Genomic DNA, 13,372 nt, shown 5'->3' with positions numbered 1-13,372 from the left:
GCGCTCTTGCACGGGGGCCTGTTTCGCACGGCGTGGCTCGACGGAGCCCGCCGCGGACTACTTCTTCTTGCCGGCGGACTCGTCGCTGGAGAGGACGGCGATGAAGGCCTCCTGGGGCACCTCCACCGAGCCGACCATCTTCATGCGCTTCTTGCCTTCCTTCTGCTTCTCCAGCAGCTTCCGCTTACGGGAGATGTCACCGCCGTAGCACTTGGCGAGGACGTCCTTGCGGATGGCGCGGATGGTCTCGCGGGCGATGACGCGCGAGCCGACGGCCGCCTGGATCGGCACCTCGAAGGCCTGCCGCGGGATGAGCTCGCGCAGCTTGGCGACGAGCCGCACGCCGTACGCGTACGCGGCGTCCTTGTGGGTGACGGCGGAGAAGGCGTCGACCTTGTCGCCGTGCAGCAGGATGTCGACCTTGACCAGGCTGCCGGACTGCTCGCCCGTGGGCTCGTAGTCGAGGGACGCGTAACCGCGTGTCTTGGACTTCAGCTGGTCGAAGAAGTCGAAGACGATCTCCGCGAGGGGCAGGGTGTAGCGGATCTCGACCCGGTCCTCGGAGAGGTAGTCCATGCCGAGCAGCGTGCCGCGGCGGGTCTGGCAGAGCTCCATGATCGCGCCGATGAACTCGGTGGGTGCGAGCACGGTGGCCCGGACGACCGGCTCGAACACGTCCGAGATCTTGCCCTCGGGGAACTCGCTCGGGTTGGTGACCTGGACTTCCTTGCCGTCCTCCAGGACGACGCGGTAGACCACGTTCGGCGCGGTGGCGATCAGGTCGAGGCCGAACTCGCGCTCCAGGCGCTCGCGGACCACGTCCAGGTGCAGCAGGCCGAGGAAGCCGACGCGGAAGCCGAAGCCCAGCGCCGCCGAGGTCTCCGGCTCGTAGACGAGCGCGGCGTCGTTGAGCTGGAGCTTGTCCAGGGCCTCGCGCAGGTCGGGGTACTCGGAGCCGTCGAGCGGGTAGAGGCCCGAGAAGACCATCGGCTTCGGGTCCTTGTAGCCGCCGAGGGCCTCGGTCGCGCCGTTGTGCAGGCTGGTGATCGTGTCACCGACCTTGGACTGACGGACGTCCTTCACGCCGGTGATGATGTAGCCCACCTCGCCGACGCCGATGCCGTCGGCCGGGGTCATCTCCGGGGAGGAGACACCGATCTCCAGCAGCTCGTGGGTGGCGCCGGTGGACATCATCCGGATGCGCTCGCGCTTGTTGAGCTGGCCGTCGACCACTCGGACGTACGTCACGACACCGCGGTACGAGTCGTAGACCGAGTCGAAGATCATCGCGCGGGCGGGGGCGTCCTTGACGCCGACCGGGGCCGGAACGGTGGCGACGACCTTGTCGAGCAGGGCGTCCACGCCGAGGCCGGTCTTCGCGGAGACCCGCAGGACGTCCTCGGGCTGGCAGCCGACCAGGTTCGCGAGCTCCTCGGCGAACTTCTCCGGCTGGGCGGCCGGCAGGTCGATCTTGTTCAGGACCGGGACGATCGCGAGGTCGTTCTCCATCGCCAGGTACAGGTTGGCGAGGGTCTGGGCCTCGATGCCCTGTGCGGCGTCCACCAGGAGGACCGTGCCCTCGCAGGCGGCGAGGGAGCGCGAGACCTCGTACGTGAAGTCGACGTGCCCGGGGGTGTCGATCATGTTGAGGATGTGCGTCTTGCCCACGCCCTCGCCCACGGTGGGCGCCCAGGGCAGCCGGACCGCCTGGGACTTGATCGTGATGCCCCGCTCACGCTCGATGTCCATGCGGTCGAGGTACTGGGCGCGCATCTGCCGCTGGTCGACGACGCCGGTGAGCTGGAGCATCCGGTCGGCGAGCGTCGACTTGCCGTGGTCGATGTGCGCGATGATGCAGAAATTGCGGATCAGCGCCGGGTCGGTACGGCTCGGCTCGGGCACGTGGCTGGGGATCGCGGGCACGCAGTGTCCTGATTCTCGGGTCGCAGTCGGAAGCGTTTCCGGCTCTCGTCGGATCTGTACGCAGGTTCCCATGGTCCCATGGACGGGGCGATGCGCTCGGTTTGGGCCGGTCGGAGCGCGCCTGGTAGCCTGGGCAGCTGTGTCTCGTATGCCCTCTCAGCTGTCGGGACACAATCCGAAGATCAAACTCTGAACCTGAAAAGGCTCTTTCGTGGCGAACATCAAGTCCCAGATCAAGCGGAACAAGACGAACGAGAAGGCGCGCCTGCGCAACAAGGCCGTCAAGTCTTCGCTCAAGACCGCGATCCGCAAGGCCCGCGAGGCCGTGGCCGCGGGTGACGTCGAGAAGGCCACCGTGGCTTCTCGCGCCGCCGCGCGTGCGCTCGACAAGGCTGTCTCGAAGGGTGTCATCCACAAGAACGCCGCCGCCAACAAGAAGTCGGCGCTGGCCACCAAGGTTGCCACCCTCCAGGGCTGAGCTCTGATGTGATCGCCGGAACGGACCCAGCGGGCCCTCTCTCCCGCTCCTGACCGGCCCCCCGCGCCGCACACGAAGCGTTCGCCACGCGGGTGCGGCGCACCAAGAAGTACCGAAGGCCCCGAGAGCCACCCTTCCCCAGGGCGGCCCCCGGGGCCTTCGTCTTGCCCGGCCCGGCCCGGCCCGGCCCGGCCCGTCCCGGGTCGAGACGGGACGGTCGGGCGGCCGGCGGCTACCGGCGCTGGGGGCGCGCTGCCCGCGCCACGGCCACGACCGCCTTCTCCAGGGCGTACTCCGGGTCGTCGCCGCCGCCCTTGACGCCGGCGTCGGCCGCGGCCACCGCCCGCAGGGCGTCCGCGACGCCGTCCGCCGACCAGCCCCGCATCTGCTGGCGGACCCGGTCGATCTTCCACGGCGGCATACCGAGGTCCCGGGCGAGATCGCCCGGGCGCGCCCCGCGGGGGGCGGAGGCCAGCTTGCCGATGGCCCGCACCGCCTGCGCGAGCGCACTGGTGATCAGCACCGGCGCCACGCCCGTGGACAGCGACCACCGCAACGCTTCGAGGGCCTCCGCCGCCCGCCCCTCGACCGCCCGGTCGGCGACCGTGAAGCTGGAGGCCTCGGCCCGGCCCGTGTAGTACCGGCCGACCACGGACTCGTCGATCGTGCCCTCGACGTCCGCGCACAGCTGCGCGGCGGCGCTCGCCAGCTCCCGCAGATCGCTCCCGATCGCGTCGACCAGCGTCTGGCACGCCTCCGGGGTCGCCGACCGGCCCAGCGTGCGGAACTCGCCCCGCACGAACGCCAGCCGGTCCGCGGCCTTCGTCATCTTCGGGCAGGCGATCTCCCGGGCCCCGGCCTTGCGGGCCGCGTCCAGCAGCCCCTTGCCCTTGACCCCGCCCGCGTGGAGGAGCACGAGGATGATCTCCTCGAACGGCGCCGCGAGGTACGCCTTGACCTCCTTGACCGTGTCCGCGGACAGGTCCTGAGCATTGCGTACGACCAGCACCTTGCGCTCCGAGAAGAGCGAGGGACTGGTCAGCTCGGCGAGCGTGCCGGGCTGGAGCTGCTCGGGTGCGAGGTCGCGCACGTCCGTGTCGGCGTCGGCGGCCCGGGCGGCCGCCACCACCTCCCGTACGACGCGGTCGAGCAGCAGGTCCTCCTGCCCCACCGCGAGGGTGAGCGGGGCGAGCGGATCGTCGGTGGAGTTCTTCCTGGTGGCCATCGCGTCCAGCATCCCACGCCGCACTGACAGCCCCCCGCACCGCGGCCTCCCCCGGGGCATCCCCGAGAATGTCCGGGTGAACGTGCGACATGTACTGGTGCTGCCCGACCGCGACGCCGCCGAAGAGGTGGCCCAGGAGGCGGTCGACCGCTTCGGCCTCCCCGAGGAACCGCAGTTGTTCCGCGACGCCCTCGCCGGTGAGGACGACGCCGAGGACGCCCAGTGGCTGGTGGTCGTCGAGGACCCGCAGGAACGGCTCGACGCCACGGTGCTGGACGGCCTCGCCGCCGAGTACGAGGGCTGGCTGGAAACCCCGTAGCCCTCGTAACCCGCTACGGGCCGCTCCCAGGGGTGTCCCCCTAGGCCTTGTGCACGATCTGGACGTCCAGCACCACTTCCACGCTCGAACCGATCGCCGCTATCCCCTGGGCCAGTACGGACTGCCAGTTCAGGCTGAAGTCCTCGCGGTGCAGTTCGGCGGTCGCCCGGCAGGCCGCGCGCGGTTCGCCCTCCAATCCGGTGCCGAGGCCCAGGTACTCGGTGTCCAGCGTCACCGAGCGGCTGACCCCGTGCAGGGTCAGGGCGCCCGCGACGGCCCAGCGGCTGCCGCTGCGGTGGATGAAGCGCTCGCTGTAGAACTCGACCGTCGGATGCCGCGCCGCGTCCAGGAAATCGGCGGACCGCAGGTGGTCGTCCCGCATCCGCAGGCCGGTGTCGATGCTCGCCGCGTCGATGATCACGTGCATGGAGGAGTCCTCCATGCGGTCGGCTATCCGCACCCCGCCGGCGAAGGTGTTGAACCGGCCGCGGATCCGGGCGAAGCCGATGTGCTGCGCGGTGAAGGCGATGGACGAATGCGCCGGGTCGAGCTCCCAGTGACCCGGCGCCGGCAGCAGCGGCGGCTCCACCGCGTCGAGCACGATCTCGCCGGTGCCGGGCTGCGCCGGGTCCCCCACCAGCGTCGCCCCCAGGAACGGCGCGTAGCCCTCGGCAGTGACGGAGAGCCGGTACTCGCCCTCCGGCACGGCCGCGGTGAACCCGCCGTACGGGTCGGTCTCGCCGCTGACGACGCGCCGGCCGATCGGGTCGGTCACCTCGAACCTGGCCTGTCTGACCGGCTGGTGGACCGTGTCGAGGACACGACAGCTGAGCAGCCGCGCCGTATGAGGCAGCGTCAGTGTCGCGGATGTGTTCTGACCGGCGCTTCCGGCCGTCTCCATCCCCCTTCGGCGACTGAACATGGTTGATGCACCCCCGTGCTGTGTGGACTTGTACCGCTCTGGCGAAGACGCATTCGATCATGCTGTCGGGTTGCGGGCAAACGGAAAGGCCGTGTCCGGTATGCCCGTGTCGGCGCCGTCGCCGGCGTGAGGGGAACGCCCGCATCCCCGGGCCGCTCCCGGCCACGGCGATCGAACCGTCGGTATCGGTGCGCAGCACGGTCGCGCCCATGGCCCGCAGCCGGGCGAGCGTGCCCGGTGCGGGGTGCCCGTACCGGTTGCCCTCGCCGACCGGGACCAGTGCGAGCCGGGGCCGGATCCGGTCCTGGAGAGCGGGGTCCTGATGGGCGGAACCGTGGTGGGCGACCTTGAGGACGTCGACCGGTCCCAGTTCCGGATGGGCCCTCAAAAGGGCTTCCTGCGAAGGCGGTTCGAGATCACCGAGCAGGAGGAGGGTCAGGCCCGCGGCGCGCACCAGCAGGGCGACGCTCGCGTCGTTGGGACCCTCCGGCCGCGGGCCGTCGGGCGAGGGCCACAGCACCTGCCAGTCCAGCGGCCCGGCCCGCCGCCGCTCGCCCGCCGAGGCCGCCACGACGGGTACGCGCGCCGCCGCCGCGGTCCGCCGGACGAACTCGGCCTGAGCCGCCGGCTCTTCCAGCGTGGTGGTCTGAATCACACCCGTGGCCCGGCCCCGCAGCACCCCGGACAGACCGCCGACGTGGTCGGCGTGAAAGTGCGTCAACAGGAGCAGCGGCACCCGGCGCACCCCGAGGGCGTTCAGGCACGCGTCCACCGGGCCCGGTTCCGGGCCGGCGTCCACCACGACCGCCGTGCCCGGCCCGACGGCGAGTACCGCGGCGTCGCCCTGGCCCACCGCGCACTGCACGTAGCTCCAGTCGGGCGGCGGCCAGCGGGTGAGCGTACGGGTCAACTGCGGCGGCCGCAGTACGGCCAGGAGCAGCAGCACGGCCAGTGCGGAGCACACCCACGGCCGGTGCCGGATCCGCGCGCCGAGCCCCACGACGGCCAGGGTGGCGGCGGCCAGCAGCAGCCCCCCGGTGAGCCCGCCCGGCCAGGCCAGCTCCGCGCCCGGCAGCCGCGCCCCGGCCCGGGCCACACCGGCGATCCACCCCGCCGGAACCCCCGCGCACCGGGCGAGCAGCTCGGCGGCGGGCATGCACAGCGGGGCCGCCGCGAGCGCCGCGAAGCCGAGCACGGTCGCCGGGCCCGCCGCGAGCTCGGCCAGCAGATTGCAGGGCACCGCGACCAGGCTCACCCGGGCCGAGAGCACGGCCACCACCGGTGCGCAGACGGCCTGGGCGGCCGCGGCGGCGCCGAGCATCTCGGCGAGACGGGGCCGCATCCCGCGCCGCCGCAGGGCCTCGCTCCAGCGCGGGCCCAGCGTGAGCAGGGACCCGGTGGCCAGGACCGAGAGCAGGAAGCCGGGGCTGCGGGCGAGCCACGGGTCGTAGAGCACCAGCAGCAGGACGGCGGCCGCCAGGGCGGGGATCAGGGATCTGCGCCGCCCGGTGGCGATGGCCAGCAGGGTGATCGCCCCGCAGGCCGCGGCCCGCAGCACGCTCGGCTCCGGCCGGCACACCACCACGAACGCCAGGGTCAGCGCCGTCCCGCACAGGGCCGTCGCCCGCAGGGACAGCCCGAGGCGGGGTGCCAGCCCGCCCCGCTCGGTGCGCTGCGCGGCGGCGGGCGGGCCGATGAGCAGGAACAGCACCACGGTCAGGTTGGACCCGGACACGGCCAGCAGGTGCAGCAGGTCGGTGGCCCGGAACGCCTCGTCCAGGTCGGGCGGCACCCGGGAGGTGTCCCCGACGACCAGCCCCGGCAGCAGGGCCCGGGCGTCCGGGGCGAGCCCCTCGGTGGCCTCGCGCAGCCCGGCCCGCAACCTCCCGGCGATCCGCTGGACGGTGTCGGGCCCGCCGGCCACCCGCGGCGGGGTGTCCCCCGCGGGGCGCAGCAGCGCCACGGCCCGCTCCCCGGGCCGGCCCGGGGCCAGCCGGGCGACGACCGCGACCCGGGTGGAGGGCTGCAGCCGGGCCCACTGCGGATGCCCGGCCAGCACCCGTACGGGTGTCTCGACCCGGGTCTGCGCGCCGTCGGGCCCGGTCACCCGGGTCAGCACCGCGTCCAGGACCACCACGGGCGGGCCGCTCCCGCCGCGGGAGGACCGCGGGTCGGAGCCGACGGTGAGCTCGGCGAGGACCCGGGCGTGCTCCCCCGCGAGCCCCACCACCGGCCCGGCCCGCGCCTCGGCCCGCTGGAGGCCCGCCACCCCGGCTCCGGCGGCCGCGCAGAGCAGGGCGGCCGCGGCGGCCGTGCCGATCCGCCACAGCGGCTCCGGGCGCCGGCAGGCGGCCAGGAGCAGCAGCCCCGCGCCGAGGACCGCGAGCCCGGCCCCGGCGGCCGCCCAGCCGGCCGGGGCGTCGAGGGCGAGGGCGGCCGCCGCCCAGGCGGCCAGCGCCGGTACGACCAGGCGCAGATCCAGCGGGCCCGGATCCTCGGGGCGCTTCACGGCCGGACCAGCTTGCGCAGATCGGCGAACCGCCGCTCGCCGATGCCGTCGACCTGCCGGAGCTCCTCCACCGAACGGAAGCCGCCGCGGGCGGTCCGGAACTCCACGATGTGCTGCGCCAGGACCGGGCCGACCCCGGGCAGGCCGTCCAGCTGCTCCACGGTGGCCGTGCCGAGACTCAGCGGCCCGGCGGCTCCGCCGGCACCCGCGCCCGGGCCGGCGCCGGAACCCGGCCCGCCCACGGCGGGCTGCGCCGGGGCGCCCACGACCACCTGCTCGCCGTCCACCAGCACCCGGGCCCGGTTGAGCCCGCCGATGTCCGTACCGGGCCGCACTCCCCCCGCGGCGGCCAGCGCGTCCTCCACCCGCGACCCGGCGGGCAGCCGCCGTACACCGGGGTCACGCACCTTGCCGCTGACGTCCACCACGATCCGCGCACCGCCGCCTCCGGCAGCCGTGGCGGGGCCCCCGGGGCTCGGCGCCGGGACCGGGGCCGGTGCCGTCGCCGGGGTGACCACGGAGGGCGCGGTCACCGGCTGCGGCCGGGCCGTCCAGAACTGCTGCGCCCCGAAGGCGACGGCGGCGGCCAGCACCACCCCCACGGCGGCCACCGTGCGCGGCTCCACCGCACACCGGGACTGCAGCCACACCGGCAGCCGCTCCCGCACGGCGAGCCGCAACGCGGCTCCCCCGGACAGCGGGGCCTGCCCGGACAGCGGGATCCCCACCGCGGCCCCGCCGGGCGGCGGATCGGCCACGGACCGGATGACGGGCCCCGGGCTCGGCGGCGCCTGCGGCACCGCTTCGGGCGGTGGCGACGGCGGCGGCCCGCCGGCGCCGCCGAGCAGGGCTTCGGCCCGGCGGCGCACCGCGGCGGGCTCGGGCTGGTGCGGGCGCGGACGCCCCCGGCGGTGGCGCAGCCGCCCGTCCGAGAGACGGGACCGGCCGGGGCCACTGGTGGATCCGGAGGAGGGCGAGGTACCTGTGCGAAGAGTCATGGCACGACGGTAGGGGCGAATCCCGACCCCAGTTCGGACTTATCAATTCCGGTGGAAATCCCGGACGTTGTGGATAACTCCGCCACTCGTTCCGGTGATCAGCGGGGCGAGACGACCGCCGCCAGCAGCCCCGGCCCCGTGTGCGCGCCGATCACCGCTCCGACCTCGCTGACGTGCAGTTCGACCAGGCCGGGGATGCGTTCGCGCAGCCGCTGCGCGAGCTTTTCGGCCCGCTCGGGCGCCGCGAGGTGGTGCACGGCCACGTCGACGCTGCCCGCCCCGGCCCGTTCCACGGCCAGCTCCTCCAGGCGGGCGATGGCCTTGGAGGCCGTACGCACCTTCTCCAGCATCTCGATCCGCCCGCCCTGGAGGGTGAGCAGCGGTTTGACGGCGAGGGCCGAGCCGAGGAGGGCCTGGGCGGCTCCGATGCGGCCGCCGCGGCGCAGGTAGTCGAGGGTGTCGACGTAGAAATACGCGGACATGTCGGCGGCCCGCTTCACGGCGGCGGCCACGGCCTCGTCGACGGAACCGCCGGCTTCGGCCGCCTCGGCGGCGGCGAGGGCGCAGAAACCGAGGGCCATCGCGACCATGCCGGTGTCGACGACGCGGACGGGCACCGGGGCGGTCTTGGCGGCGACGACGGCGGCGTCGTAGGTGCCGGAGAACTCCGCGGACAGGTGCAGGCTGACGATGCCGGTCGCGCCGGCCTCCGCGGCCGCCTGGTAGGCCCGTACGAACTCCTCCGGGCTGGGCCGGGAGGTGGTGACCGGGCGGCGCTTCTGCAGCGCCAGGGCGAGGCTGCGGGCCGAGATCTCGGTGCCCTCTTCGAGGGCCTCGTCGCCGAGGACCACGGTCAGCGGGACGGAGGTGATTCCGTGCCGCGTCATGGCCGGTTGGGGCAGGTAGGCCGTGGAATCGGTGACGATCGCGACATGGCGGGACATGAGCCGGAGGTTACCGCCCGTGGGGGCGTGACGGCAGCCCGACCCCTGGCCAGGGGGACGGGAAGGGTGCCGCGTCGCCGCCGCTCAGTGCCCGTGGCTCAGGTCGTCGTTTCCGGCCGCGGCGCCTTCTGCCACGGATACGCGGTCTTCGGCGGCGTCGGGTTCAGGGCCGCCGGGGTCTCCGGAGCCCGCCCGGCGGACCCGGAACGCCCCGCGGGCCCCGCGGGCCCCGCGGGCGGCTGCTGTGCGTCCCACGCCGCGGCCGCCGCCGCCAGATCGTCCACCGATTCCCGGGACCAGTCCCGCAGCGCCCCCGATTCGACCTCGATCTGCGCCGACAGCGCCGACAGGTCGTCCTCCGCGAAGCGCCGCGCCCGGTCACGGGCGGCCCACCGCAGCGAATCCGCCGCCTCCGTGATCCTGGCGGTCCGTTCCTTCAGCTCGGGCAGCATCGCGCCGATCCGTCCCCGGTCCGGCTCCTGCTCCAGCCGCTTCAGCTCGTCGTCCAGCTCGTGCCCGTGCGCGCTCAGCCGCTCGAACAGCCCGATCGACTCCTTCAGCGAGGCATCCGTCTGGACCCCCTGGTACAGCGCCTGCTGCGTGGCCCGCATCGACGTCCGCAGGTCCAGCCGCAGCTGCGCCAGCGCCCCCGCCACGCCCACCTGTCCGAAGCTCTTCGCCTTCAGCGCGGTGTCCTCCACCGTCCGGCGGGCCTGCGTGATCGTGCGGTCCACGCCGCGCTTCGCCGCTCCGACCGCCTTCACGGTGGCCCAGGCACCCAGCCCCAGGAAGGCGAACAGCACCAACAGGGCAAAGATGATGATCAACGCGCCCGCCTCCATAAGAGGCTCCCTTCCCCTGCCGTCTCCGTCCCCTCCACGGTAAACGCCACGGGCAGGCCGGGGGTTCCAATCGAACCCCCAACCTGCCCGTACGGGACAACCCCTAGACCCTGACCGGCAGGGTCATACGTGACACGGATCTGCCACACGACCTGCCGCATGGCCCGCCGCATGGCCCGCCACGCGGCCTTTCACGCGGCCTGTCACACGGCCTGTCTCGCGACCGGCCGCCCGGCCGTCACACGACGATGTTCACCAGCTTCGGCGCGCGCACGATCACCTTGCGGATCTCCGCTCCGCCCAGCGCCGCCACGACCGCCGCGTCGGCCAGCGCCAGCTTCTCCAGGTCACCGTCGGAGATCGCCGGCGGCACCTCCAGGCGGGCCTTGACCTTGCCCTTGATCTGGACCACGCAGGTCACGCTCTCGTCCACGACGTACGCCGGGTCCGCGACCGGGAAGTCCTGGTGGACCACCGAGTCGGTGTGGCCCAGGCGGTGCCACAGCTCCTCCGCGATGTGCGGGGCCAGCGGGGCGATCAGCAGCACCAGCCGCTCCGCGACCGAGCGCTCCAGCGGGCGGCCGGCCTTGGTCAGGAAGTTGTTCAGCTCGGTGATCTTCGCGATGGCGGTGTTGAACCGCAGCCCCGCCATGTCCGCACCGGCCCCGTCGATGGCCTTGTGCAGCGCGCGCAGGGTGTCCTCGCCCGGCTCGCCGTCCACGACGGTGACCGCGCCGGACTCCTCGTCCACGATGTTGCGCCACAGGCGCTGCAGCAGCCGGTACTGGCCCACCACGGCCCGGGTGTCCCACGGACGCGAGACGTCCAGCGGGCCCATCGCCATCTCGTACAGGCGCAGGGTGTCCGCGCCGTACTCCTCGCAGATCTCGTCCGGCGTGACGGCGTTCTTCAGGGACTTGCCCATCTTGCCGTGCTCGCGCTTGACCGGCTCGCCCTGGTAGAACCAGCCGCCGTCGCGCTCCTCGACCTCGGCCGCCGGGACGTACACACCGCGCGCGTCGGTGTAGGCGTACGCCTGGATCATGCCCTGGTTGAACAGCTTGTGGAACGGCTCGGCCGAGGAGACGTGGCCCAGGTCGAACAGCACCTTCGACCAGAAGCGCGCGTACAGCAGGTGCAGCACGGCGTGCTCGGCGCCACCCACGTACAGGTCGACGCCGCCGTGCGGCGCGCCCTCGCGCGGACCCATCCAGTACTGCTCGATCTCCGGGTCCACCAGCGCCGAGGCGTTGTTCGGGTCCAGGTAGCGCAGCTCGTACCAGCAGGAACCGGCCCAGTTGGGCATGGTGTTGGTCTCGCGGCGGTACGGGCGCACCCCGCGCCCGTCACCCAGGTCCAGCTCGACGTTGACCCACTCTTCGTTGCGCGACAGCGGGGTCTCCGGCTTCGACGCGGCGTCGTCCGGCTCGAAGGTGCGCGGCGAGTAGTCCTCGACCTCGGGCAGTTCCAGCGGCAGCATCGAGGCGGGCAGCGGGTGCGCGACGCCGTCCTCGTCGTAGACGATCGGGAAGGGCTCGCCCCAGTAGCGCTGGCGGCTGAACAGCCAGTCGCGCAGCCGGAAGTTGACCGTCCCCTCGCCGATGCCCCGCTCGGCCAGCCAGGCCGTGATGGCGGCCTTCGCCTCGACGACGCCCAGGCCGTCCAGGGAGACGCCCTCGCCGGTCGAGTTCACGATGGTGCCGTCGTAGGAGGAGAACGCGTCCTCCCACTCCGCCGGGTCGGCGTCGCGGTCGTCCGAGGGCTCCACGACGCAGCGCATCGGCAGCTCGAAGGCGCGCGCGAACTCGAAGTCGCGGCCGTCGTGCGCCGGGACGGCCATGATGGCGCCGGTGCCGTAGCCCATCAGCACGTAGTCCGCGATGAAGACCGGGACCAGGTCGCCGCTGACCGGGTTGACCGCGTACGCGCCGGTGAAGACACCGGTCTTGTCCTTGGCCTCGGCCTGCCGCTCGACGTCCGACTTCGCGGCGGCCTGCCTGCGGTACGCGTCCACGGCCTCGCCGGGGGTCGCGGCGCCGCCGGTCCACAGCTGGTGCGTGCCCTCCGGCCACGCGGCCGGGACGATCTTCTCGACCAGCCCGTGCTCGGGCGCCAGCACCATGTAGGTGGCGCCGAACAGGGTGTCGGGGCGCGTGGTGAACACCGTGATGGCGTCGTCGCCGACCGCGAAGTCGACGCGCGCGCCCTCGCTGCGGCCGATCCAGTTGCGCTGCTGCAGCTTGATGGCCTCGGGCCAGTCCAGCGCGTCCAGGTCGTCCAGCAGGCGGTCCGCGTAGGCGGTGATCCGCATGTTCCACTGGCTCAGCTTGGCCTTGAAGACCGGGAAGTTGCCGCGCTCGGAGCGGCCGTCCGCGGTGACCTCCTCGTTGGCCAGTACGGTGCCCAGCCCGGGGCACCAGTTGACGGGCGCGTCCGAGGCGTACGCCAGCCGGTACTCGTTGAGCACGTCGGCCCGCTCGCCCGCGGTCAGGGCGGCCCAGGAGCGGCCCCCGGGGACCTCGCGGGAGCCGTCCTCGAAGGCGGCGACCAGCTCGGCGATCGGGCGGGCCTTGGCCGCGTCCGCGTCGTACCAGGAGTTGTAGATCTGCAGGAAGATCCACTGGGTCCACTTGTAGTAGTCCGGGTCGATCGTCGCGAACGAGCGGCGCTTGTCGTGGCCCAGGCCCAGCCGGCGCAGCTGGACCTTCATGTTCTCGATGTTCGCCTCGGTGGAGACGCGCGGGTGCGTGCCGGTCTGCACGGCGTACTGCTCGGCCGGCAGGCCGAAGGCGTCGAAGCCCAGGGTGTGCAGGACGTTGTGGCCGCTCATCCGCTGGTGGCGGGCGAAGACGTCGGTGGCGATGTACCCCAGCGGGTGGCCGACGTGCAGGCCCGCACCGGACGGGTACGGGAACATGTCCATGATGAACTTCTTGGGGCGCGCGACGAGCGCCGCTGCCTGAGATGACCCGTCACCGGCCAGGTCACCGGTCGGGTTCGGGGCCTCGTACGTGCCCTGCGCGTCCCATACGTCCTGCCAGCGTGCCTCGATGTCGGCGGCCATGGCAGCCGTGTAACGGTGCGCCTCGGCCGCCTCGGGGGCCGGGGTGTTCGTCTCGCTCATGATTTCTGAAGCTCCATCGATCGTCTCTGCCGTCTCTGCCTGCCCAAACGAAAAAACCCCTCGCACAGGAGGGGGCGCCGCGCCGATG

General features: G+C 73.2%; 9 protein-coding genes and 1 pseudogene. 2 read left to right on the top strand and 8 right to left on the bottom strand.

Annotated elements, in window-relative coordinates; translation table 11 throughout:
- Positions 1-57 precede the first annotated feature (57 nt).
- Positions 58-1,923: a translation elongation factor 4 gene (gene lepA / locus ADK52_RS07880; RefSeq protein WP_053689041.1), complete on the bottom strand. Its 1,866-nt coding sequence runs from the start codon at positions 1,921-1,923 to the stop codon at positions 58-60.
- Positions 1,924-2,134: 211 nt separating this feature from the next.
- Between lepA and rpsT the strand changes: the two genes are divergently transcribed.
- Complete coding sequence (gene rpsT, locus ADK52_RS07875; RefSeq protein WP_030159297.1) at positions 2,135-2,401, top strand: 30S ribosomal protein S20; 267 nt, start codon at positions 2,135-2,137, stop codon at positions 2,399-2,401.
- Positions 2,402-2,633: 232 nt separating this feature from the next.
- Here the strand turns inward: rpsT and holA are convergent, their stop codons facing one another.
- Positions 2,634-3,626 (bottom strand): DNA polymerase III subunit delta, encoded by a 993-nt coding sequence (gene holA, locus ADK52_RS07870; protein ID WP_182508653.1) that lies wholly within the window; start codon positions 3,624-3,626, stop codon positions 2,634-2,636.
- A 76-nt stretch (positions 3,627-3,702) separates the two neighbouring features.
- Between holA and ADK52_RS07865 the strand changes: the two genes are divergently transcribed.
- A complete protein-coding gene (locus tag ADK52_RS07865) occupies positions 3,703-3,945 on the top strand; it encodes a hypothetical protein (protein ID WP_037635347.1) in 243 nt (80 codons plus the stop codon).
- Positions 3,946-3,985: 40 nt separating this feature from the next.
- Here the strand turns inward: ADK52_RS07865 and ADK52_RS07860 are convergent, their stop codons facing one another.
- The 6 genes and pseudogenes from ADK52_RS07860 to leuS form a co-directional block, all read right to left on the bottom strand.
- Positions 3,986-4,846 carry a YceI family protein gene (locus tag ADK52_RS07860; protein ID WP_107089998.1) on the bottom strand — a complete coding sequence of 287 codons (861 nt, stop codon included), beginning with the start codon at positions 4,844-4,846 and terminating at the stop codon, positions 3,986-3,988.
- Positions 4,847-5,252: 406 nt separating this feature from the next.
- Positions 5,253-6,659 (bottom strand): annotated as a pseudogene (locus tag ADK52_RS44940) (ComEC/Rec2 family competence protein); the annotation flags it as partial.
- Positions 6,660-7,372: 713 nt separating this feature from the next.
- Positions 7,373-8,374: a ComEA family DNA-binding protein gene (locus ADK52_RS07850; RefSeq protein ID WP_078988080.1), complete on the bottom strand. Its 1,002-nt coding sequence runs from the start codon at positions 8,372-8,374 to the stop codon at positions 7,373-7,375.
- 98 nt (positions 8,375-8,472) lie between these two features.
- Positions 8,473-9,318, bottom strand: a complete 846-nt coding sequence (locus ADK52_RS07845) for a DegV family protein (protein WP_053689039.1) — start codon at positions 9,316-9,318, stop codon at positions 8,473-8,475.
- A 98-nt stretch (positions 9,319-9,416) separates the two neighbouring features.
- Complete coding sequence (locus tag ADK52_RS07840; protein ID WP_053689038.1) at positions 9,417-10,160, bottom strand: hypothetical protein; 744 nt, start codon at positions 10,158-10,160, stop codon at positions 9,417-9,419.
- A gap of 238 nt (positions 10,161-10,398) precedes the next feature.
- Positions 10,399-13,284 (bottom strand): leucine--tRNA ligase, encoded by a 2,886-nt coding sequence (leuS, locus tag ADK52_RS07835; protein WP_053689037.1) that lies wholly within the window; start codon positions 13,282-13,284, stop codon positions 10,399-10,401.
- Positions 13,285-13,372 lie beyond the last annotated feature (88 nt).

This window comes from Streptomyces sp. WM6372, from assembly GCF_001279655.1.
Taxonomy (GTDB): Bacteria; Actinomycetota; Actinomycetes; order Streptomycetales; family Streptomycetaceae; genus Streptomyces.
Note: the sequence above shows the minus strand (reverse complement) of the source record. Positions and strands in the feature narration are given on the sequence as shown.